Origin of the sequence: Pseudomonas cerasi, from assembly GCF_027983475.1 — a bacterium.
Taxonomy (GTDB): domain Bacteria; phylum Pseudomonadota; class Gammaproteobacteria; order Pseudomonadales; family Pseudomonadaceae; genus Aquipseudomonas; species Aquipseudomonas cerasi.
The window spans coordinates 1,449,885-1,469,838 of sequence record NZ_JAQJVM010000001.1; the positions used below are offsets into that span (position 1 = coordinate 1,449,885).

Consider the following 19,954-nt stretch of genomic DNA (forward strand, 5'->3'; position numbering starts at 1 on the left):
AGAACATGAAACAGTGGTTATCGATTTCCCTGAGTGCGAGCCTGCTGTTCGCTGGCCTGGCGCAGGCAGCAACGCCGCTGATCGGTGTAGGCATGGCCAAATACAACGACAATTTCCAGACCATCCTGCGCCACGGCGTGGAGAAACAGGTAGCCCTGCTGGACGCCGACATTTTCATGGAAAACGGCCAGGACGACGTGGAGCTGCAGATGCGGCAGTTTCGCAATCTGGTGAACTCGAAAGTCGATGCCATCGTGGTCGCGATGGTGAGTGGCAAAAGTGCGCCGGAAATGATGCGTCTGGCCAATGAAGCCAAGGTTCCGCTGGTATTCGTCAACCGTAATCCGGAACCTGCCAAATGGCCTGCGCTGACGGCGTTCGTCGGCTCTGACGAACTGGAGTCCGGCACCCTGCAGATGGAAGAGCTGGCCCGCCGCGCCAATTACAAGGGCAATGTGGTGATTCTGGTCGGCGACCCGAGCAACAAATCATCGGTCATGCGCACCGAGGACGTGGAGAAGGTGGTCGCCAAGTACCCGGACATGAAGGTCGTGCAGAAGAAAATCGGCAACTGGGAGCGCAGTCAGGCTGCGACCATCGTGATTGAATGGGTCAAGCAGGGCGTGGACTTCTCCATCGTCGCCGCCAACAATGACGAAATGGCCATTGGGGCAATCATGGGGCTGGAAAAAACCGGCAAAAAGGCGGGTGATTATCTGGTGGGCGGGATCGATGGCACCCCGGACGGTTTGAAGCTGATGGCCGAAGGCAAGATGGCGGTGAGCGTGTTCCAGGATGCGCTCGGGCAGGCCAACGGCGCAGTGGATGCCGCGATGCGCATGGCGCGCGGCGAAACCCTGGCGTCCCCGGTCATCTGGGTGCCGTTCAGGCTTATTACTCCGGAAAACCGTCAGCAGTTCGAGTAGTGTGCAGGTTGCAAACGTGTGGCGCTGTGCGTCACACGTTTGTGTCCTTGCTGCACACTCGGGATCGAACGTGGAGTAGGCCGCGCTTACCGGCAAGTCAGACCCGAATATCCTGTGGTCCGCGGATCTGGGCTTCGATGCGTGTGCCGGTCAGGCGCTCTTCGTTGGAGAAGCCGTCGTAGCTGGACAGATCGCCAAAACGGATGCCGGTGAGTTGCTCGATCTGCGCCACGCTGCGTTGCCAGGTTTTGAGCGGGCCGAACATGATGTCCAGCTTACCCAGCTCGCGGGTCTGGTCAATCATATAGGCGCTGGCCGAAGGCTTGCCGTCATCGCCGAGAAACGCCACGACTTTCCAGAATGCCGAAGGGATTTTGACATTGCGGTAGCTGCGGTCGTCGTCGCGCAGCACGGGGCCGGTAAACACCGTTACCCGTGACTTCCAGCGTCGTGTGTTGTCGAGAATGTAGTCCTCCAGCTCCAGCCAGGTCTTCTGATTGAACGCACCCATCTGCGGCGAGCAGTTGGTGAAGTGGAAGGTATCGCTGTTGGCAACTTCGGCTTCCTTGCCCCAGTTAGGGTCCTGACGCCGAACCAGATGGCCGCGATCCAGCAGGTTGTCGGCGTACACACTTTCGCCAATCTGCGCCTCGGCGGGCAGGCGGCCGTCAAATGCCCAGGAATCCTTGCTGCGTTTGACCTCTACGCTGTTGGCACCATCAATGTTGACGCCGACATACAGCGCCAGACGCCGACTGCGCGACATGGTGATGGAAAAGTGCGTGTAATCGAGGCGATTACCGGTGTTCTTCAAAGGGTAGACATCAGGCGCAAGTTCTTCGTCGGTGGTCGGCCAGGGCACGATGAAATCACCAAGGAAGTTCTCGGCGTAGCCGGTGCGTTTTTTCAAGTCGCTTGCCGGTGTAGTGCGTGGTGCGGCCAACGCCTGAGGTTCCAGCAGCGTGGTAGTCGACGTCAGCGGTTTGAGGTCGGCAAGGCGGGGCCGGTAGGCGAGATCGATGGCGAACTTCTTGTCAGGCACGGTGCTGGCTCCTGTGTGTGGATTGAATGTCCTCAGTTCACCATAGACGCGTTACAGAGCGGCGTCAGGCCTGACGTTCAACGTGATCGTCTGCGGATTCGGCAATATCCGTTAAATAAGCTTAAGTATCTGGCAACGTGCGTCGATAAGCTCTTGAATAAGAGCAATCCGCAGCTCGCGTTATTTCATTGACCGGAGGGGCTACAGGATGTCGATAAAACTACGTCTGTTCTTGCTGATAGGCACCAGTGTGCTGACCGTCATGATCATCAGCCTGGTCAACTACCTGGGTAATACGCGCATGGAGGCGGCGATGCTCGACAGTGAAGTCAGCATGGCTGCACTGGGCAATCACCTCGAAGCCGACATGATGCACGATGCGCTGCGCGCCGATGTGCTGTCAGCGATGCTGTTCGGCCTGGGCAAGAGCAACAGTACGCGCGACGAAGTGCAGGCATCCCTCAAAGAGCATGCCGCGCTGTTTCGCAAGGTCGTGGGCGATAACCTGCAATTGCCGCTCACTGATGCCATCAAGGCAGAGCTGAGCAGGATAAAGCCAAGCCTCGACGCTTATATCAGCGCAGGCGAGCGAATTGTCGGGCTGGCCATCGACAGCCCGGACCGCGCGCAGCAAGAACTGGGTACTTTTTCCAGTGCCTTCACGCAGTTGGAGGGGCAGATGTCGAGCTTGAGTGACCTGATCGAGGACAACGCCAAAGCCAGCGGCGAACGCACCCGTCAGACCACTCTTAGTGCCAATGTCACCTTGTTAGTCGTGCTTTCGATCAGTATTTTGCTGCTGCTGGTGCAGGGGCATTGGGTGACGCGCAGCATCATGATCCCGCTCGCGTCCGCCAGCCGTATTGCCGACAGTATTGCCCATGGCAACCTGCGCGAACCCATCGCCGAGTCAAGTGGCCGTGACGAAGCCAGCATGCTGATTCGCAGCCTGGCGATCATGCAGCGTGACCTGCGCAGCATGATCGAAGTGGTGCGCAGCAATGCCAATGACGTCAGTGGCATGAGCCGTCAGCTCAGCAGTGGTTGCCATGAGGTGGCCGACAGCAGCCGGCAACAGAGTTCAGCAGCCGGCACCATGTCGGCGGCGACCAGCGAGATGACCGCAAGCATTGAAGAAATCACCCGACATGCGGGGCAGGCACTGGATATGGCCAGTCAGGCAGAATCCTTGGCCAAGAACGGCGGTAAGGTGATCCATCAGGTGGTCAGTGACATGGACAGCATTGCCCGTTCGGCACAGCAGTCGGCTCAGGTGATCCGCACGCTGGACAAGGATTCGGAAGGCATCTTCAATATTATTCAGGTCATCAAGGGCATTGCCGACCAGACCAACCTGTTGGCGCTCAACGCGGCCATCGAAGCTGCCCGCGCTGGCGAGCAGGGCCGTGGTTTTGCCGTGGTGGCCGACGAGGTGCGCAGCCTGGCAGGGCGCACCAGTGCTTCCACTCAGGAAATAACCACCATGGTCGCGCGCATTCAGCAGAGCACCCGCGAGGCGGTTACCAGCATGGAAGCCGGCGTGGCCCAGGTCGACAAGGGCATGGCGGTCACCGCTGAAGTGGAGCGTGCGATCAGCGATATCCTGGATGCCACATTGAGCACCACGCAGTTGGTCAATGACATCACCCGTACCATTGGCGAGCAGAGCCTGGCCAGCAACGAAATCGCCCATCAGGTAGAAATGATTGCCAGCATGTCCGAGGGCAATAGCCGTGTCATCGGCCAGACAGCCAGTACCACTGATGAACTGTCGTTGATGGCCGGGCAGCTTTCACAATCGGTTGATCGCTTTCAACTGTGATATCAAATTGCCCAGCTCTGCAGTACTCTGCGGCGCGAAAAGCGCCGCGAGCTGTGTGGTCGAAGTTTTCCGCCTCCGCTGAAGGCGAACGCATTAAAGCTTTGGTCGCGACAGACGTTAACCATCGCATGAGAATCACCCTTGTACCCAGGAGCAGGAAAATGCAGACGTTAAAGGCTTTGTACGAGTCAGTTGAAAAGCAGTTTTTCAACACGCTGACCAAGAAGCTATCAAGCCTTTTCCTGCTGGTCCTGGTCAGCGCCTTTCTGTATTGGGTGGCGCTGAACATTCGTTCCGATATCATGCTGCAATTGCGCGGCACGCAAACGGACCCTGCCGCGCTGGGCGTGATCCAGAGTCAGCTCGATCTGCTGAGCAACGCAATTCTGCTGAGCACCCTGTTCACGCTGGTCATGGTCAGCTTCATGGTGTGGTATTTCCGCCACCTGATCGTGCGTCCGGTGATGTCCATGACTCGCGCGCTCGAAGAGGTCGCCAGTGGCGAAGGTGATCTATCAAGGGATCTGCCGCTGCTCACCCATGATGAAATTCGCGGGCTGGCCAGTACCTGCAATCTCTTTCTGGCCAAACAGCGCGAGATCATCAGCAGCATTCAGGGGCTGACTGTGCAGATCGCCGTCGAGTCGGCGCGTTCGCTGAAGAACATCAGTGACTCCAGCGACAGCGCGACCGATCAGGCACGCTTCGCCAGAGAAGTGATGGACCAGAGCAATATGGCAGTGGGCAGCATCGAGGATGTTTCGCAGCAGACCCAGGGTATTTCCAGCACCACTGCGCAGAATCTGAGCATGGCACGCGACTCTTACGCCGAACTGCTTGAGGTGACCGGCAATATCAGCCAGATATCCACCAGTCTCAACGAGTTCGGTGGGCTGGTCTCCGGCCTGAATGAGCGTTCATCAAGCATCAAGTCGATTGTCGGGCTGATTCAGCAGATTTCTTCGCAAACCAACCTGCTGGCGCTCAATGCGGCCATCGAAGCGGCGCGGGCGGGGGAGAGTGGTCGAGGTTTTGCGGTGGTGGCCGACGAGGTGCGCACGCTGGCGCAAAACGTCAGCAAAGCCACTGACGACATCTCGCGCAACATCGATGCGATGCTTCAGGAAGTCAGTTCCACACACGAACAGACCATCCAGATCAGCCACAGCGCCCGTGAAACCCAACTGGTGGTGGAGCGCGCATCCGGCCATTTCGAGAGCATGATCGGCGATTTCGAGTCGACCAACGACAAGCTCGCCGACATCGCTGCACACATTCAGCAGTTCGCCTCTACCAACACGGGGATCAATGAACGGGTAACGCGGATCTATTCCGATAGCCAGGCCATCGATCAGCGCATGCAGCACTCCGCAACGGCCACTCGGGATCTTTCCAGTGTGGCTGAGCAGGTGCAGGCGCTGCTGGGGCGTTTCGTGCTTGGGCATGGCGAACTGGATGCGGCGATCACTCGCGCCAGTCAGTGCCGTGACATTCTGCAAGTACGCCTGGCCGAGCTGCACAAACAGGGCGTCAATCTGTTCGATCAGAGTTACAAGCTGATTCCGGGCACAGACCCCAAACAATACACCACCGGTTACACCGAGCGTTTTGCGCAAGTCTGCCAGGAAGAATGCGACAAGCTGACCAAGGGCACACGCGGCGGCAAGGTCACCTTCATCGTCGACAGCAAAGGCTATTGCCCGGTCAACAACAGTTGGGTATCGCAAAAGCCTACCGGCAACCGCGAAGTCGATCTGCCGGTGTGCCGCAACAAACGCATGTTCTCCGACCCGATTGGTCTGCGCGCCGCAGGCAACAAGCAGCGTTTTCTGTTGCAGACTTATTTGCGCGATACCGGGGAGATCATGACCGAAATCGATGTGCCGTTCTTTTTCGAGGGGCGCCACTGGGGCAACTTGCGGATGGGCTTCGACGCAGCGCTGCTGTTGGGCAAGTGACCCAAGATGCCAGGGCCTGCGCCATGCGCAGGCTGATGGCGTTTTTCAGCCCAGAAGGTGTTGGGAGATGTACCTGGATATCTGAACGATTGAGGTCTTGCCGGTGAATTCGAATTTTACCTTGCCGACCGCCGAGAAGTAGATTTCCAGTTCAGAGTCCAGGTCGAACGTACCCGACGTCTCGACCGACCACGCCACGATGTTCTTGTACGGCAAGGAGGTGAAGTCCTTCTTGCTGCCTGTCAGCCCCTGGACGTTGACCGCAATGATGCGTTTGCTCGTGAACACTACGCCATCACGCATGGACTTGTAGGCATCGATAACCTCTTCGCCGTCGAGCAGCAGGTCCTTGACCCGGTCCGCGTATTCGTCATTCTGTTTGAGTTTGAAGAAGCCCTTGTTGTTGAAGTCGATCATCTGTCTATCCTTGAATATCTGTTCGGGGGGGTACGCGACGTGCGCAGCCAGGTGTCCGAAGCCGCCGCAGAATAACATCGCTCAACCTGTCTCATGTATTTGCGACATGGATATTCAGGCTGGCCGTCCCCCAAACGACTGAACGTTTGCGCCAATAAAAGCTCCATTTTCAAGCGGCGCTGATTTCCAGAACGCCACCGGAGGTGTGACTTTGAACATTCAAGACCTGACCAAACATGTAAAGGATCAAACGGTTCGTGAACTCGATCTGATCTCCATGGAAGGCGGTTCCTACGTGCTGCACGCAAAGCTCGAGGGCAAGTCTGTGCCAGTGGAAGATTCGAGCGGAAAAACCCTGCACGTTGCTTCGGTGGAAGAGGCGCGCAAGGTGCTGTCTTCGGTCTCTGACGTAAAACTGTTCATGACCCAGGCCGTGGCGCATGACGAAATGGTCGGTCTGGACGATGTTCAGGCACAAACTTCGCGGCACGAGATACCCCTGCGCTCGAGTCTGTGATGTCGATCAGGCGTTGTTGCGCCTGATCGCAACGCACTTGATTTCGAGCAGCAACCCGGGGTGCGCCAGTTCGGCAACGCCGATGCAGGTCCAGGCGCACTGGCCACGCGGGAATATGCGGTTTTTTACTTCACGAAAGACCGCCATGTGTTCGCTCATGGCGACATGGTAAGTCGTCATGTCGACTATATCCTCGAAGGTGCAACCGCCCTCGGCGAGCACCGTGCGCAGATTCTCCCAGCAGGCGATGAACTGAGCCTCCGGGTTGAGGATGACTTCCATATCCCGCGTACGCCCCACCTGGCCCGCGCAGTACAGGGTATCCCCAACCCTGACCGCAGGTGCATAGCCTGCACGGTCCATGATCGACTGCATGGTGGACGGAATGATGAGCTCTCGGTCTGACATGTTGTAACACCTGTTCGTAACGCTTGAATGTGCAATGGCTGATCTGGTTATCGCTGTTCCGGCCTACGCCTTGGCGGCCGGTCTGGCAGCGCGCCGCGGCTTTTTCGCCGCAGTATCCGTCGTGGCGGTGGAGGTCTTGGCGGGCCGTTTAGTGGTCTTGCGTTTTTTCTTCCAGGGCGGTGTAACGCCTGCCGGGCTGGCTGGTCCGCTGATACTCATACGCATGCCGACGCAACGGCTGACCTGTTTGCTCATCCACGCCGCCTGTTTGGCGACGAACTCTTCAAGGCTCATTTCGCCGCTCTGGACCATGTCCAGCGCCTGTTCCCAGATGGCGGTGGTGCCCGGATCGGCGATGGCACGGGGCACGGCGTCGATCAGGCTGAAGGCTGCCGGTGCTGCGCACAGCGACTTGCCTTGCTTGGTCAGGTAGCCACGGTCCAGCAGGCCTTGAATGATCCCGGCGCGGGTGGCTTCGGTGCCAATGCCGGTGGTGTCCTTGAGCTTCTGTTTGAGCAGCGGGTCTTCCACCAGTCTGGCGACGTTCTTCATTGCCTTGATCAGGTCTCCCTCGGTGAACGGCTTGGGCGGCTGGGTCCAGAGGTCCTTGAGGATGACCTCGGCGACCGCACACTCGCAGCCCTGAAACAATGCCGGCAACGGCTGCGGGGCAGGCGCTTCGCGACCCTTGACCGGGGCCAGCGCTTCGGGCATCGCACGCTTCCAGCCTGGCTCGACAATCTGTTTGCCCACCGCACGCAGCGCGTGGCCTGCACAGTCGAAGTCAGCCTGGGTGCGATCGAATTCGTGGTTGGGCAGAAACTGCGCGAGGTAACGCGCCCTGATCAGGGTATACACCGCTCGCGGTTTGCCGGTCAGACGTTCTACGCCGCGCACCGCCGCGGTGGGAATGATGCCGTGGTGGGCTGTCACTTTGCTGTCATTCCAGGCCCGTGATCGACGTTGTGGGTCGAGGTGCGGCGACAGGCCTGCCAGCGCAGGGTCGGCCTTGCACAGCGCCGCGATAATGCCTGCGGCCTCACCATGCTGACTGTTCGGCAGGTACCCGCAATCGCTGCGCGGATAGGTGATGACCTTGTGGGTTTCATACAGGGACTGGGCGATGTCGAGGGTTTCCTGCGCGCCGAGCCCGAGCTTCTTCGAACAGATTTCCTGCAGGGTGCCCAGGTCAAACGGCAAAGGCGCCGCTTCGCGAATGCGCTCGGTGCGCAGCTTGACCAGTCGTGCGCTGGCCGCGCCGCGCATGTCGTGCGCAGCCTTTTGCGCAAGCGCCTGGTTCAGGCAACGGTCCTGGTCGTCGCAGGCATCCGATGGTGCGCGCCACTGGGCGATGAACGCCTGATTGTCATGCAGCAGCCTGACGTCGATAGCCCAGTAGGGCGCCGGGACGAAGTTGGCGATGCTGCGATCACGGTCTACCACCAGTCGCAGGGTCGGGGTTTGTACCCGACCTACTGGCAACACGCCCTGATAACCGGATTGTCGACCCAGCAGTGTAAACAGGCGACTCATGTTCATGCCGATCAGCCAGTCGGCGCGTGATCGACCCAGCGCCGAGTGATACAGGCTGAACGTATCGGCACCGGGCTTGAGCGCCGCCAGCGCCTTGCGGATCGAGGCGTCATCCAGTGCCGACAGCCACAAACGCTGAATCGGCCCGCGATAGCGACAGTGCTCGATCAGTTCGCGGGCGATCATTTCGCCCTCACGGTCGGCGTCGGTGGCTATCACCAGTTCCCGGGCTTCACCCAGCAGCCGCTTGACTGCCTTGAACTGGCTGGCGGTTCTGGGCTTGACCAGCATTTTCCATTTTTCCGGCACGATGGGCAGGTCTTCCAGTACCCAGCGTTTGTAACGTGCATCGTAGGCGTCGGGCGGGGCGGTTTCCAGCAGGTGGCCGATGCACCAGGTGACCGTCGCATTGGCACCCACCCAGCAGCCGTCGCCACGCCGGGTTGCGCCGAGCGCAGCCGCAATGTCTTTGGCCTGGGAAGGTTTTTCGCAGAGAAACAGCCGCATGACTACCGTCGTCGATTACCGGTGCAAGGGCTGCAAGGATGAACGTTGAATGCGTAGCGGGCAAGGTTTATCTGTATGGATATACAGATAAACGCGCTATACGGCCTCAAAAATGGACCGCCTGACGCCATGCCCGCATACGCTGGTCAGCCTGGAGAATTGCTTTTGGTTCAGTTCAGTAATTCGGAGAACGCCTTGTCTGCTTCCAGCACCGCCGGCAACCCGGCAAACAGCGCGTCCAGATCGATGCCTTCCATCAGCGGACCGCCTGACGCCTGCTGCGCCCGAGGTGTCGCGCCGCCGTGGGCCTCCAGCGCATCCGAAATGGTAATGGCCTGGGCGACGATCCTCGGCAGCGATGCGTCAGCCGGAGCCCTCATCGGCGTTGCCTGATAGGCGATAGCCTGTTGAATAACCTTGGGTAAATGCCAGCGACTGGCCAGCTCTGCACCGACTTCCGGGTAGCTGAAACCCAGTTGCAGGGTTTCGCTGGCCGCACGTCCTGGCGTCCCGGCTTTGGCGGCGTTGTTCAGGCGTTCGGCAACATCGGGCGCGCCGGTCTGGATCAGCAACTCACCGATGTTATGCATCACCCCGCAGGTAAAGGCTATTTCAGGGTCGGCGCCCGTCTGTTTCGCCAGCATCCGGCAGATTCCTGCTACCTGAAAGCTTTTCAGCCAGAACCCCTTGAGATCAAAACTCGGCCCGGCCTTGAATGCACCGGTCACTGCCGAGGCCATCACCAGCGTACGCAGCGTATTGAAACCCAGGCGCATGGCCGCGTCTTCGATACTCGAGGATTCCCTTGAGCCGCGAAAGCGCGCCGAGTTGGCCAGACGCAATACCTTGGCCGCAATCACCGGGTCTTTCTCTATATTGCGCGCAATGCTTTCCAGGTTCGAAGAGGGATTGTCAAATTGCAGCATCAGATCCTGAGCCACTTTGGGAATACTCGGGAGGCTATGCAAACCGTCAAAAAGTTGCTCGATACTTGGCATGGCGAGACCATCCTGTGCAGGGCGGGGGATGATTTCAACCATAGCCAGTTTTTCCTGTTCTGCACGCTTGAGTGTCGATTGTGGGAAGGGCGTCTCGACCTGCGACGAAAAAAATAATCAAGGACTCGTGGATCGCGCCGATATGGCGATACAAGCGTCTCTGTGAGGTTTCGATACTCGGACCTGCCTGGTGATTGACGCCGTGGCAGACGTATCGGCTCCGGTTGCTGAACGGCCTGTGGGTTGTAATGTGAAATAGACGGCACTGTTGTGAAGTTTGATTGGCGATCCAGAGATCGTCCTTATTGGTTTTTTGCCGTGGAAGTAACCGCTATGAAAAGTCTGGGTTTCAGCAAAAAGATTCTTCTCGCCGCTGCATTGATTGTGGTCGTGGCGTTCAGTGTATTCATTGTCGTCAATGACTATCGACAGCGTCAGTCGCTCAAATCCAGCGTCAAGTCCGAGTTGCAACAACTGGGTACGCTCACCACGCAGAACATTCAAACCTGGCTGGAAAGCCGCATGCAATTGCTGCAATCGATGTCGCAGCAAATCGCCGCGGATGGCAAGGAACTGCCCCAGTTGCAACGCGCCATCGGCCTGCCTGCCTACAGTGACAGTTTTCAGCTGAGCTACTTTGGCAGCACCGATGGCGTGATGTTCTCGGTGCCGTCGGCCAATCGCCCATCTGACTACGATCCGCGTGCACGTGGCTGGTACAAGGCGGCACAGAATGCCCCCGGCACCATTGTGACCGAACCCTACATCGCGGCATCTTCCGGCAAGCTGGTCATGACCATGGCCACACCGGTCAAGTTCCAGAATCAGTTCGTGGGCGTGGCCGGTGCCGATATCGCTCTGGACAACGTCACCAAGATCATCAACTCGCTGAACTTCGATGGCCATGGTTATGCGTTTCTGGTCAGCGCCGACGGCAAGATTCTGGTGCACCCGGACAGCAAGCTGGTGCTCAAGAACATCAGTGAAGCCTACCCGACCAATACGCCGAAAATTGCTGCCGGGGTGAGTGAAATCGACTCCGGTAAAAAGCCCGAGATCATTTCCTTCACGCCCGTTCAAGGTGTCTCGACGGCCAACTGGTACGTGGCACTGGTACTGGAGCAGGATTCCGCCTACGCCATGTTGACCGAGTTCCGTACCTCGGCCATCACTGCGATGGTGGTTGTGGTGATGGTGATCATCCTGTTGCTGGGCCTGTTGATCCGGGTGTTGATGCAACCCCTGCATCAGATGGGCCGCGCGATGCGTGATATCGCCGATGGCGAGGGCGATCTGACCAAGCGTCTGGCCATCACTTCGCAGGATGAATTCGGCGCACTGGCCGAGTCGTTCAACCATTTTGTCGAACGTATCCATACCTCGATCCGCGAAGTGGCTTCGACTGCCGCGCAATTGGGCGAGGTTGCCACCCGGGTGGTCAAGGTTTCCAACGCGTCGATGGGCAACTCCGACCAGCAGGCCAATCGCACTGAAAGCGTGGCAGCGGCGATCAACGAATTGGGTGCCGCTGCCCAGGAAATCGCCCAGAATGCGGCGCGCACCTCGCAGCAGTCGAGCGATGCGAGCGGCCTGGCCAGCGACGGTCAGAACGTTGTGCAGCAGACTATCAAGGCGATGAACGAGCTGTCCGGCAAGATCAGCGAGTCGTGCGTGAACATCGAAAGCCTGAATGGCAAGACCGCCAACATCGGGCAGATTCTTGAAGTGATCACCAGCATTTCCCAGCAGACCAACCTGCTGGCGCTCAACGCCGCCATCGAAGCGGCGCGTGCCGGTGAAGCAGGGCGCGGGTTTGCGGTAGTGGCCGACGAGGTGCGCAACCTGGCGCACCGCACTCAGGATTCTGCCCAGCAAGTACAGACCATGATCGAAGAGCTGCAGGTCGGCGCTCGCGAAGCAGTGACCAACATGACCGAGAGCCAGCGTCAGAGCGAGGACAGCGTCGGCATCGCCAATCTGGCCGGCGAGCGTCTGAGCAGCGTGACCCGCCGCATCGAAGAGATCAACGGCATGAACCAGTCGGTCGCGGCGGCAACTGAAGAGCAGACCTCGGTGGTCGAGTCGATCAATGTCGACATCACTCACATCAACACCCTCAACCAGCTGGGCGTCGACAACCTGCGCCAGACCCTGGATGCCTGCAACTCGCTGGAAGAGCAGGCTGCGCGTCTGCAGCAGCTGGTGGGCAGCTTCAGGATCTGATCCGGCTGCGTTTGCGCCGCTCCGCAGTACCGGGAGCGGCTGCCTGGGCTTCTTTCAGTCCCAATGCTTCAGCGTGGCAATGCAGCGGATGAGGGTCCCACCGCTGTCCGTTGCCACACGATGGGTGACAAACTGTTATCACTTGGTCACTCGCGGTTCATGACGCTGCAACAACACAGGTTCAGTTTGGTTGACAACCAAATGCGACCTGTCCCGGGTCGTGCACAGACCGAGAAGCCTCATGAACGAAGCCATTCATGTACAAGGCCTGAACAAGACCTTTTCCCACAAAAGCGCTCTCATTGATCTCGCGTTGTCTATACAACCTGGTGAGATGGTCGCGCTGATTGGCGCTTCCGGTTCGGGCAAGTCAACGCTGCTTCGGCATCTCGCCGGTCTGGCGTGCTGTGATCGCAGCAATGGCGGTCAGGTTCAGGTATTGGGCCGCGAGGTTCAGTCCTCCGGCCGCCTCAACAGCCAGGTGCGACGTCTGCGCGCCGATATCGGTTATATCTTCCAGCAATTCAATCTGGTCAGTCGCCTCAGCGTTCTGGACAACGTCCTGCTCGGTTGTCTGGGGCGCATGCCACGCTGGCGCGGCAGTCTGGCGCTGTTCAACAACGAGGAAAAACAGCGTGCAATGGCCGCGCTGGAAAGGGTCGGGCTGGCGGACCTTGCCGCGCAACGGGCTTCGACCCTGTCCGGCGGGCAGCAGCAGCGGGTAGCGATTGCCCGCGCCTTGACCCAGCGCGCCGAAGTGATCCTCGCCGATGAACCGATTGCCTCACTGGACCCGGAATCGGCCCGCCGCGTTATGGAAATCCTCGCCGACATCAACCGCCGCGACGGCAAGACGGTCGTGGTGACCCTGCATCAGGTCGATTATGCCGTGCGCTATTGCCCGCGTGCGGTGGCGCTCAAATCCGGGCGTATTCATTTTGATGGCCTGGCGCAGGAGCTCAGCAAACAGTTCCTCAACGACCTCTACGGTGCAGACGCGGACGCGAGTCTGATGATCACCGAACGAAGCCGGCGCGTGCGGCAAAAAGCCAGCCTGACGCTGGCCAAGGTCTGACGTCCTTTCAACATCCCCCACCTGACATTTTCCGGAGAGCCTGCATGTTCAAGCGTATCGGTCGTCTTCTCGCCTCTGCCGCCTTGCTGACTGCCTGCGCGTTGGGCACCGTCCAGGCCGCAGAAGAAAAAGCCATCAATTTCGGCATCATGTCCACCGAGTCTTCGCAAAACCTGAAAAGTATCTGGCAGCCGTTCCTCGATGACATGAGCCGCAAGACCGGTCTCAAGGTCAATGCCACCTTCGCTTCGGACTACGCCGGCCTTATTCAGGGCATGCGCTTCAACAAGGTGGACGTGGCCTGGCTGGGCAACAAGGCGGCGATGGAAGCGGTGGACCGCTCCAACGGCGAGATCTTTGCCCAGACCTCCGCCGCCAACGGTGACGCGGGTTACTGGAGCCTGCTGATCGTGCGCAAGGACAGCCCGATCAATAGCGTCGAAGACATGCTCAAGAATGCCAAGAGCCTGACCTTCGGCAACGGCGACCCGAACTCCACCTCGGGCTATCTGGTGCCAGGTTATTACGTGTTTGCGAAAAGCCACGTCGATGCGTCCACTGCCTTCAAGCGCACCTTGAACTCCAGTCATGAAGTCAACGCCCTGAGTGTTGCCAAGGGGCAGCTGGACGTTGCGACCTTCAATACCGAAAGCTGGGATCGCCTGGCTGTGACCCAACCCGACAAGGTCGAGCAACTCAAGGTGATCTGGAAATCGCCGCTGATCCCGGCCGACCCGATTGTCTGGAGCAAGGCGCTGTCGGACCAGGACAAGGCAAAGATTCGTGAGTTCTTCACCAGTTATGGCAATACCGATGAAGAGAAAACCGTCCTGAAGAACATGCAGATGGGCAAGTTTCTCAAGTCCAGCGATGACCAATTGCTGCCCATCCGCCAGCTCGAACTGTTCAAGCAGCGCACCGAAGTGGCTGCCAGCACCACGCTGGACGCCCAGGAGAAAACTGCCCGTCTCAAGGATATCGATGCCAGCCTGAGCAAGTTGCAGGAGCGTATCACTGAGCTGAACCAGAAAACCGCAGGCAGCTCCGCAGGTTGAGCCAGCCGTTCACGATCAGGAGTTCGTCATGACCACTCACGTTGCCTACGCCCAGGTTGCAGGCAAACCCAACTGGTCCCGTTATCTGGGCTGGGGCCTGTTGCTCGCTGCACTGGCCTGGGCCTGGCAGGGCGCAGAAATGAACCCGATGGCACTGGTTCGCGACTCGTCGAACATGGCCACATTCGCCGCCGATTTCTTCCCTCCGGACTTCCGTGAGTGGCGCAGCTACCTCAAGGAAATGCTGGTGACTATCCAGATCGCCCTTTGGGGTACGACGCTGGCGATTGTCTGCTCGATACCGTTGGGCATCCTGTGCGCCGAGAACATCACGCCGTGGTGGATTCATCTGCCGCTGCGGCGCTGCATGGACGCTTTTCGTTCGATCAACGAGATGGTGTTCGCGATGCTGTTTGTGGTCGCCGTCGGGCTGGGGCCGTTCGCCGGGGTGCTGGCACTGTGGATCAGCACCACCGGGGTCCTCGCCAAACTGTTCGCCGAAGCTGTCGAAGCCATAGAGCCCGGACCGGTCGAAGGGGTGCGCGCCACCGGTGCCAGCGCCTTGCAGGAAGTCATCTACGGGGTCATTCCGCAGGTCATGCCGCTGTGGATCTCCTATGCTCTATACCGGTTCGAATCCAATGTGCGCTCGGCAACCGTGGTCGGGATGGTCGGCGCAGGGGGCATCGGGGTTATCCTCTGGGAAAACATTCGCGCCTTTGCGTTCGTCCAGACCAGCGCCGTGCTGCTGGTGATCATCGTTGTGGTAAGCGTCATCGACATCATGTCGCAGCGCCTGCGCAAGCAATTCATCTGACAGAAGAGGGGTGTTCAATGAACACTTTTTTTAACCATGCAGTTGTCTAGACAAGCTGAGCCGATGTACCTGGAACTGGCCGAGACGCTGCGTGACGAGCTGGCCACGTACCTGCCTGGCGATTACCTGCCCGCCGAGTTTCAGCTGGCCGAACGCTTCAGCGTCAACCGCCACACGATTCGCCGTGCTGTCGACGAACTGGTCCGCGAGGGCAGTGTGCTGCGCCGCCAGGGCAAGGGCACTCAGGTACTGGAACGCCCGTTGATCTACCCGATGCAGGCCGAAAGCGCCTATAGCAAGTCGCTGTCGGCGCAGGGCATTGGGGTCGAGGCGGTGCTGCTGGTGCGCCGCGAATGCCTCGCCAGCCAGGAAGATGCGCTGCATCTGGGGCTGGCTGAGCATGCGCCACTGATTGAACTGCAGACCTTGCGCAAGCTGGACGGGCAGGCCGTGAGTCTGATCTGCCATCGCTATAGCGCCCGTTACAGCGAGTTGCTGGCTGAGTATCAGGGCGGCTCGGTGCGCCAGTACCTGGCCGAGCGCGAGTTGCCGTTGAGCCGTGCACAGAGCCTGATCGGTGCCCGCTTGCCGTCCCGCGGAGAGGCCGGGTTGCTGCTGATGCCCCGACACATGCCTGCGCTGACGGTGTTGACGGTTTCGTGTGACCGGTCGGGGCGGCCCGTAGAGCTTTCACGCTCGGTCAGCCGTTCAGACCGCTTCCAGTACCAAGTGGCATTCAACCCGATTGCCGACAGCCAGATGGCTGGCCACCCAACGACGGACTGACCCCGAGGTGTTCCATGCAAGCATCCCCTGAAACAGCCGCACGTCAGCACTGGATGGGCGTCTTGGCACGTGCCCATGTCGATGAGCCGAGTCGCGAGCGATTGCAGCGTCACGAAGCGGCGTTGCGCGACACCGATTACCAGATGATCCGCGCTCCGGAAATCGGCATGACCCTGGTGCGGGGCCGTATGGGCGGCACCGGTTCAGCTTTCAACCTCGGCGAAATGAGTGTGACGCGGTGTGTGGTGCGTCTGGCCGATGGTCGCACCGGCTACAGCTATCTGGCCGGACGCGACAAGCGCCACGCCGAACTGGCGGCTCTGGCCGACGCGCATTTGCAGGGCGCGCAGCAGGCCTGGTGGCTGTCCGAACTGATCGAGCCGCTGGCGCGTGCGCAAGCCGAGCGTCGGGCGCGCAAGGACGCGGAGGCCGCTGCCACCAAAGTCGAATTCTTTACCCTGGTCCGAGGAGAAGACTGATGAATGCCGTCCTTTTGCAACCTGCCTTCACCGATCCGGTACTGGACGCCCAGCGCAGTTTTCGCGTCGCCCTCAAGGCGTTGTCCGGGCCGGGCGTGATTCAGACGCTGCCCACCGCGCACCAACCGCCGGCCTTGCAGGGCCTGGACAGTGCAACCCATGCCCTGTGCCTGGCGTTGCTGGACCTGGACACGCCAGTGTGGCTGGCACCGGCATTTGATACCCCGGCGATTCGCGCAAACATTGCCTTTCATTGCGGCAGCCCGATTGTCACTGACCGGCACGCGGCCCGCTTCGCGTTGCTTGATGCATCGACTGCTCTGCAACTGCACGATTTCGATACCGGCAATGATCGCTACCCGGATCAATCCTGCACCTTGCTGATCCAGCTGCCTGACCTGGAAGGCGGGCGGATGCTTGCCTGGAGCGGTCCCGGCATCGAGCGACACCATTCGGTGGCGCTGCCGCTGGATGAAGGTTTCTGGGCCGCACGTGAAGCACGTAATGTCTTCCCTTGCGGGCTGGATGTGTTCTTTGTCTCGGGCAATCGACTGCTCGGCTTGCCACGCAGCACCCGCGTGCAGGAGTGTGCCTGATGTACGTCGCGGTCAAGGGTGGCGAACAGGCCATCGATAACGCTCACCGTCTGCTGGCCAGCAGGCGTCGTGGCGACACCGGCATTGCCGAACTCGACGTCGAGCAGGTCCGCCAGCAACTGCCGCTGGCGGTCGCGCGGGTCATGAGCGAGGGTTCGCTGTACGACCCGCAACTGGCTGCGCTGGCGATCAAGCAATCGGCGGGCGATCTGATCGAAGCGATCTTCCTGCTGCGCGCCTATCGCACCACGCTGACGCGCTTCTGCGCCAGCCTGCCCATCGACACCTCGAACATGCAGCTCAACCGTCGCCTGTCGGCCACGTTCAAGGACGTCCCCGGCGGTCAATTGCTGGGGCCGACCTTCGACTACACCCACCGCCTGCTGGATTTCACCTTGCTGGCCGAAGGCGAGCACCCGGGCCCGGAAGTTACCCCGCACGCCACCCTTGAGCCCTGTCCGCGAGTGCTCGGGTTGCTGGCCAAGGAGGGTCTTATGAAGCCCGAAGTCGACGACGGTGAGCGCGTGGCGGACATCACCCGCGAACCGCTGGAGTATCCGTCCAATCGTGCCCAGCGCCTGCAGGCGCTGGCGCGTGGCGATGAGGGGTTCCTGCTGGCGCTGGGTTATTCGACCCAGCGCGGTTATGGCCGCAATCACCCGTTCGCCGGGGAAATCCGCATCGGCGAGGTGGAAGTCTGGATCGAACCTGAAGAACTGGGCTTCCCGATTGCGATTGGTGACATCGAAGTCACCGAATGCGAGATGGTCAATCAGTTCGTCGGCTCGGCCAGCGAACCCGCGCAGTTTACCCGGGGTTACGGCCTTGCCTTCGGCAACGCGGAGCGCAAGGCGATGGGCATGGCGCTGGTGGACCGCTCGCTGCGCGCCGAGGAATTCAACGAAGAAGTCCGCTCACCGGCCCAGCAGGAAGAGTTCGTCCTGGCGCATTGCGACAACGTCGAAGCGGCGGGTTTCGTCTCGCACCTCAAGCTGCCGCATTACGTCGATTTCCAGTCCGAACTGGAGTTGATCCGCAAGCTGCGCAAGTCTGCACCGAAACCGGGGAGCGACCAATGAGTAATGCACCGATGAACACCGCACAGCAAAGGCCTGCACGGGATGAGGCCTACAACTTCGCTTATCTGGACGAGCAGACCAAACGCATGATTCGTCGCGCCTTGCTCAAGGCGGTGGCGATCCCCGGTTATCAGGTGCCGTTTGGCGGGCGCGAAATGCCGCTGCCGTATGGCTGGGGCACTGGCGGGATGCAGCTGACCGCTGCGATCCTGGGCGCTGATGATGTGCTCAAGGTCATCGATCAGGGCGCTGACGACACCACCAACGCTGTCTCGATCAGGCGTTTCTTTGCCCGCACGGCCGGCATAGCTACCACCGAGCGCACGCCTGAGGCGACCGTCATCCAGACCCGTCACCGGATCCCGGAAACGCCGCTGCAGGCCGATCAGATCATGGTCTATCAGGTGCCGATTCCCGAGCCGCTGCGTTTCATCGAGCCCTCGGAAACCGAGACCCGGACCATGCACGCGCTGGATGATTATGGCGTTATGCACGTCAAACTCTACGAGGACATCGCCACCTTCGGCCATATCGCCACCAGTTACGCCTACCCGGTGATGGTCGATGAACGCTACGTGATGGACCCGTCGCCGATTCCCAAATTCGATAACCCCAAGCTGCACATGAGCCCGGCATTGATGCTCTTCGGTGCGGGGCGCGAAAAGCGTCTGTACGCCGTGCCGCCGTATACGCAGGTAGTAAGCCTGGACTTTGAAGATCACCCGTTCGAGGTGCAGCGCTGGGAGCAGTGCTGTGCGATTTGCGGCAGTCATGATTCCTTTCTCGACGAGCTGATTCTCGACGATGCCGGGACGCAGAGCTTTGTCTGCTCCGACACCGATTACTGCGCCCAGCGCGTCAAACAGCAGGAGAACGACCGATGATCAGTGCACGTTCATTGGACGCGGCGGGCGGGCGCCTTCCTGACGCGGTGCAGCCGCTGCTCAAGGTACGCGGCCTGACTCGCCTGTACGGTGTGCAGAAGGGCTGTCAGGACGTCAGTTTCGATCTGTACCCCGGCGAAGTGCTGGGCATCGTTGGCGAGTCCGGCTCGGGGAAATCCACGCTGCTCTCGCTGTTGAGCGGACGTTGCCCGCCGGACCGCGGCAGCATCGACTATCGCAGCAAGGCGGGCGACTGGTTCGACCTGTACAGCGCCAGTGAGGCGCAGCGGCGCACCTTGCTGCGCACCGAGTGGGGTTTTGTCGAACAGAACCCGCGCGATGGCCTGCGCATGGGCGTGTCGGCCGGCGCCAATATCGGCGAGCGTCTGATGGCGCAGGGGGTACGTAATTATCAGCAGTTGCGGGGTGCCGCGCTGGACTGGCTGACCCAGGTGGAGATCGATCCGCAGCGCATCGACGACCTGCCGCGGACCTTTTCCGGCGGCATGCAGCAGCGCCTGCAAATCGCCCGCAATCTGGTCTCCAGCCCCAGACTGGTGTTCATGGACGAACCCACCGGCGGGCTCGACGTATCGGTGCAGGCCCGCTTGCTCGACTTGTTGCGCGGCCTGGTGCGGGAGCTGGATCTGGCCGTGGTCATCGTTACCCACGATCTGGCGGTCGCGCGGCTGCTCGCCGACCGGTTGATGGTCATGCGTCGCTCGGAAGTGGTCGAAAGCGGCCTGACTGACCAGATTCTCGATGACCCGCAACACCCGTATTCGCAACTGTTGGTGTCCTCGGTATTGCAGCCATGAGTCGCACTGTCCGA

The 19,954-nt window shown here is 60.0% G+C and carries 19 protein-coding genes and 2 pseudogenes; 16 read left to right on the forward strand and 5 right to left on the reverse strand.

Going from position 1 to position 19,954, the window contains the following annotated elements; genetic code table 11:
- The first annotated feature begins 5 nt into the window (after positions 1-5).
- Positions 6-926 (forward strand): substrate-binding domain-containing protein, encoded by a 921-nt coding sequence (locus tag PI739_RS06250; protein WP_003367134.1) that lies wholly within the window; start codon positions 6-8, stop codon positions 924-926.
- A gap of 97 nt (positions 927-1,023) precedes the next feature.
- Here the strand turns inward: PI739_RS06250 and PI739_RS06255 are convergent, their stop codons facing one another.
- Positions 1,024-1,968 (reverse strand): DNA/RNA non-specific endonuclease, encoded by a 945-nt coding sequence (locus tag PI739_RS06255; RefSeq protein WP_003432935.1) that lies wholly within the window; start codon positions 1,966-1,968, stop codon positions 1,024-1,026.
- Positions 1,969-2,176: 208 nt separating this feature from the next.
- Here PI739_RS06255 and PI739_RS24835 point away from each other — a divergent pair.
- From PI739_RS24835 to PI739_RS06265, 3 genes and pseudogenes are all read left to right on the forward strand, one after another.
- Positions 2,177-2,932: pseudogene (locus PI739_RS24835) on the forward strand (MCP four helix bundle domain-containing protein); the annotation flags it as partial.
- Between the two features lie 132 nt (positions 2,933-3,064).
- Positions 3,065-3,790, forward strand: a complete 726-nt coding sequence (locus PI739_RS24840; protein ID WP_371857161.1) for a methyl-accepting chemotaxis protein — start codon at positions 3,065-3,067, stop codon at positions 3,788-3,790.
- Between the two features lie 161 nt (positions 3,791-3,951).
- Positions 3,952-5,748, forward strand: coding sequence for a methyl-accepting chemotaxis protein (locus PI739_RS06265; RefSeq protein WP_054081831.1), 1,797 nt, complete (start codon positions 3,952-3,954; stop codon positions 5,746-5,748).
- Between the two features lie 45 nt (positions 5,749-5,793).
- Here PI739_RS06265 and PI739_RS06270 read toward each other — a convergent pair whose 3' ends face one another.
- Positions 5,794-6,165: a PH domain-containing protein gene (locus PI739_RS06270; protein ID WP_003367147.1), complete on the reverse strand. Its 372-nt coding sequence runs from the start codon at positions 6,163-6,165 to the stop codon at positions 5,794-5,796.
- Positions 6,166-6,370: 205 nt separating this feature from the next.
- Here PI739_RS06270 and PI739_RS06275 point away from each other — a divergent pair, with 205 nt between their 5' ends.
- On the forward strand, positions 6,371-6,682 hold the full coding sequence (locus tag PI739_RS06275) for a DUF6482 family protein (RefSeq protein ID WP_032609388.1): 312 nt from the start codon (positions 6,371-6,373) through the stop codon (positions 6,680-6,682).
- 6 nt (positions 6,683-6,688) lie between these two features.
- Here PI739_RS06275 and PI739_RS06280 read toward each other — a convergent pair whose 3' ends face one another.
- The 3 genes from PI739_RS06280 to PI739_RS06290 form a co-directional block, all read right to left on the reverse strand.
- Positions 6,689-7,090, reverse strand: coding sequence for a RidA family protein (locus tag PI739_RS06280; protein WP_003367150.1), 402 nt, complete (start codon positions 7,088-7,090; stop codon positions 6,689-6,691).
- Positions 7,091-7,153: 63 nt separating this feature from the next.
- Complete coding sequence (locus tag PI739_RS06285; protein WP_058416759.1) at positions 7,154-9,130, reverse strand: DNA topoisomerase III; 1,977 nt, start codon at positions 9,128-9,130, stop codon at positions 7,154-7,156.
- A 170-nt stretch (positions 9,131-9,300) separates the two neighbouring features.
- A complete protein-coding gene (locus tag PI739_RS06290) occupies positions 9,301-10,128 on the reverse strand; it encodes an HDOD domain-containing protein (RefSeq protein ID WP_271351734.1) in 828 nt (275 codons plus the stop codon).
- A gap of 333 nt (positions 10,129-10,461) precedes the next feature.
- Here PI739_RS06290 and PI739_RS24845 point away from each other — a divergent pair.
- From PI739_RS24845 to phnK, 11 genes and pseudogenes are all read left to right on the forward strand, one after another.
- Positions 10,462-11,493, forward strand: a pseudogene (locus PI739_RS24845) (HAMP domain-containing protein); the annotation flags it as partial.
- Positions 11,494-11,586: 93 nt separating this feature from the next.
- Positions 11,587-12,351, forward strand: a complete 765-nt coding sequence (locus PI739_RS24850; RefSeq protein ID WP_371124460.1) for a methyl-accepting chemotaxis protein — start codon at positions 11,587-11,589, stop codon at positions 12,349-12,351.
- A gap of 241 nt (positions 12,352-12,592) precedes the next feature.
- The gene (phnC, locus tag PI739_RS06300) at positions 12,593-13,426 is read left to right on the forward strand and encodes a phosphonate ABC transporter ATP-binding protein (RefSeq protein ID WP_103735542.1); all 834 of its coding nucleotides are present in this window, start codon (positions 12,593-12,595) and stop codon (positions 13,424-13,426) included.
- Positions 13,427-13,470: 44 nt separating this feature from the next.
- A complete protein-coding gene (gene phnD, locus PI739_RS06305) occupies positions 13,471-14,481 on the forward strand; it encodes a phosphonate ABC transporter substrate-binding protein (protein ID WP_003432929.1) in 1,011 nt (336 codons plus the stop codon).
- Between the two features lie 28 nt (positions 14,482-14,509).
- Positions 14,510-15,298 carry a phosphonate ABC transporter, permease protein PhnE gene (phnE, locus tag PI739_RS06310; RefSeq protein ID WP_003367163.1) on the forward strand — a complete coding sequence of 263 codons (789 nt, stop codon included), beginning with the start codon at positions 14,510-14,512 and terminating at the stop codon, positions 15,296-15,298.
- A gap of 36 nt (positions 15,299-15,334) precedes the next feature.
- The gene (gene phnF, locus PI739_RS06315) at positions 15,335-16,084 is read left to right on the forward strand and encodes a phosphonate metabolism transcriptional regulator PhnF (protein WP_032609385.1); all 750 of its coding nucleotides are present in this window, start codon (positions 15,335-15,337) and stop codon (positions 16,082-16,084) included.
- A 14-nt stretch (positions 16,085-16,098) separates the two neighbouring features.
- Positions 16,099-16,563 carry a phosphonate C-P lyase system protein PhnG gene (phnG, locus tag PI739_RS06320; RefSeq protein ID WP_003367168.1) on the forward strand — a complete coding sequence of 155 codons (465 nt, stop codon included), beginning with the start codon at positions 16,099-16,101 and terminating at the stop codon, positions 16,561-16,563.
- Entirely contained in the window at positions 16,563-17,159 is a 597-nt protein-coding gene (gene phnH / locus PI739_RS06325; protein ID WP_060707655.1) for a phosphonate C-P lyase system protein PhnH, read from the forward strand. The genes phnG and phnH overlap by 1 nt, the downstream gene beginning before the upstream one ends.
- On the forward strand, positions 17,159-18,238 hold the full coding sequence (locus PI739_RS06330; RefSeq protein WP_003432923.1) for a carbon-phosphorus lyase complex subunit: 1,080 nt from the start codon (positions 17,159-17,161) through the stop codon (positions 18,236-18,238). The genes phnH and PI739_RS06330 overlap by 1 nt, the downstream gene beginning before the upstream one ends.
- Before the next feature lie 11 nt (positions 18,239-18,249).
- Positions 18,250-19,122 (forward strand): alpha-D-ribose 1-methylphosphonate 5-phosphate C-P-lyase PhnJ, encoded by an 873-nt coding sequence (locus PI739_RS06335; RefSeq protein ID WP_003432920.1) that lies wholly within the window; start codon positions 18,250-18,252, stop codon positions 19,120-19,122.
- Positions 19,119-19,940 (forward strand): phosphonate C-P lyase system protein PhnK, encoded by an 822-nt coding sequence (gene phnK, locus PI739_RS06340; RefSeq protein WP_032609383.1) that lies wholly within the window; start codon positions 19,119-19,121, stop codon positions 19,938-19,940. The genes PI739_RS06335 and phnK overlap by 4 nt, the downstream gene beginning before the upstream one ends.
- The last annotated feature ends 14 nt before the right edge of the window (positions 19,941-19,954 follow it).

Coding starts and splice junctions, on each gene's coding strand:
- phnK (WP_032609383.1), top strand. CDS start 19,119: ATGATCAGTGCACGTTCATTGGACGCGGCGGGCGGGCGCCTTCCTGAC.
- PI739_RS06330 (WP_003432923.1), top strand. CDS start 17,159: ATGTACGTCGCGGTCAAGGGTGGCGAACAGGCCATCGATAACGCTCAC.
- PI739_RS06285 (WP_058416759.1), bottom strand. CDS start 9,130: ATGCGGCTGTTTCTCTGCGAAAAACCTTCCCAGGCCAAAGACATTGCG.
- phnH (WP_060707655.1), top strand. CDS start 16,563: ATGAATGCCGTCCTTTTGCAACCTGCCTTCACCGATCCGGTACTGGAC.
- PI739_RS06280 (WP_003367150.1), bottom strand. CDS start 7,090: ATGTCAGACCGAGAGCTCATCATTCCGTCCACCATGCAGTCGATCATG.
- PI739_RS06250 (WP_003367134.1), top strand. CDS start 6: ATGAAACAGTGGTTATCGATTTCCCTGAGTGCGAGCCTGCTGTTCGCT.
- phnF (WP_032609385.1), top strand. CDS start 15,335: ATGCAGTTGTCTAGACAAGCTGAGCCGATGTACCTGGAACTGGCCGAG.
- PI739_RS06290 (WP_271351734.1), bottom strand. CDS start 10,128: ATGCCAAGTATCGAGCAACTTTTTGACGGTTTGCATAGCCTCCCGAGT.
- phnD (WP_003432929.1), top strand. CDS start 13,471: ATGTTCAAGCGTATCGGTCGTCTTCTCGCCTCTGCCGCCTTGCTGACT.
- phnG (WP_003367168.1), top strand. CDS start 16,099: ATGCAAGCATCCCCTGAAACAGCCGCACGTCAGCACTGGATGGGCGTC.
- PI739_RS06335 (WP_003432920.1), top strand. CDS start 18,250: ATGAACACCGCACAGCAAAGGCCTGCACGGGATGAGGCCTACAACTTC.
- PI739_RS24840 (WP_371857161.1), top strand. CDS start 3,065: ATGTCGGCGGCGACCAGCGAGATGACCGCAAGCATTGAAGAAATCACC.
- phnE (WP_003367163.1), top strand. CDS start 14,510: ATGACCACTCACGTTGCCTACGCCCAGGTTGCAGGCAAACCCAACTGG.
- PI739_RS24850 (WP_371124460.1), top strand. CDS start 11,587: ATGGGCAACTCCGACCAGCAGGCCAATCGCACTGAAAGCGTGGCAGCG.
- PI739_RS06265 (WP_054081831.1), top strand. CDS start 3,952: ATGCAGACGTTAAAGGCTTTGTACGAGTCAGTTGAAAAGCAGTTTTTC.
- phnC (WP_103735542.1), top strand. CDS start 12,593: ATGAACGAAGCCATTCATGTACAAGGCCTGAACAAGACCTTTTCCCAC.
- PI739_RS06270 (WP_003367147.1), bottom strand. CDS start 6,165: ATGATCGACTTCAACAACAAGGGCTTCTTCAAACTCAAACAGAATGAC.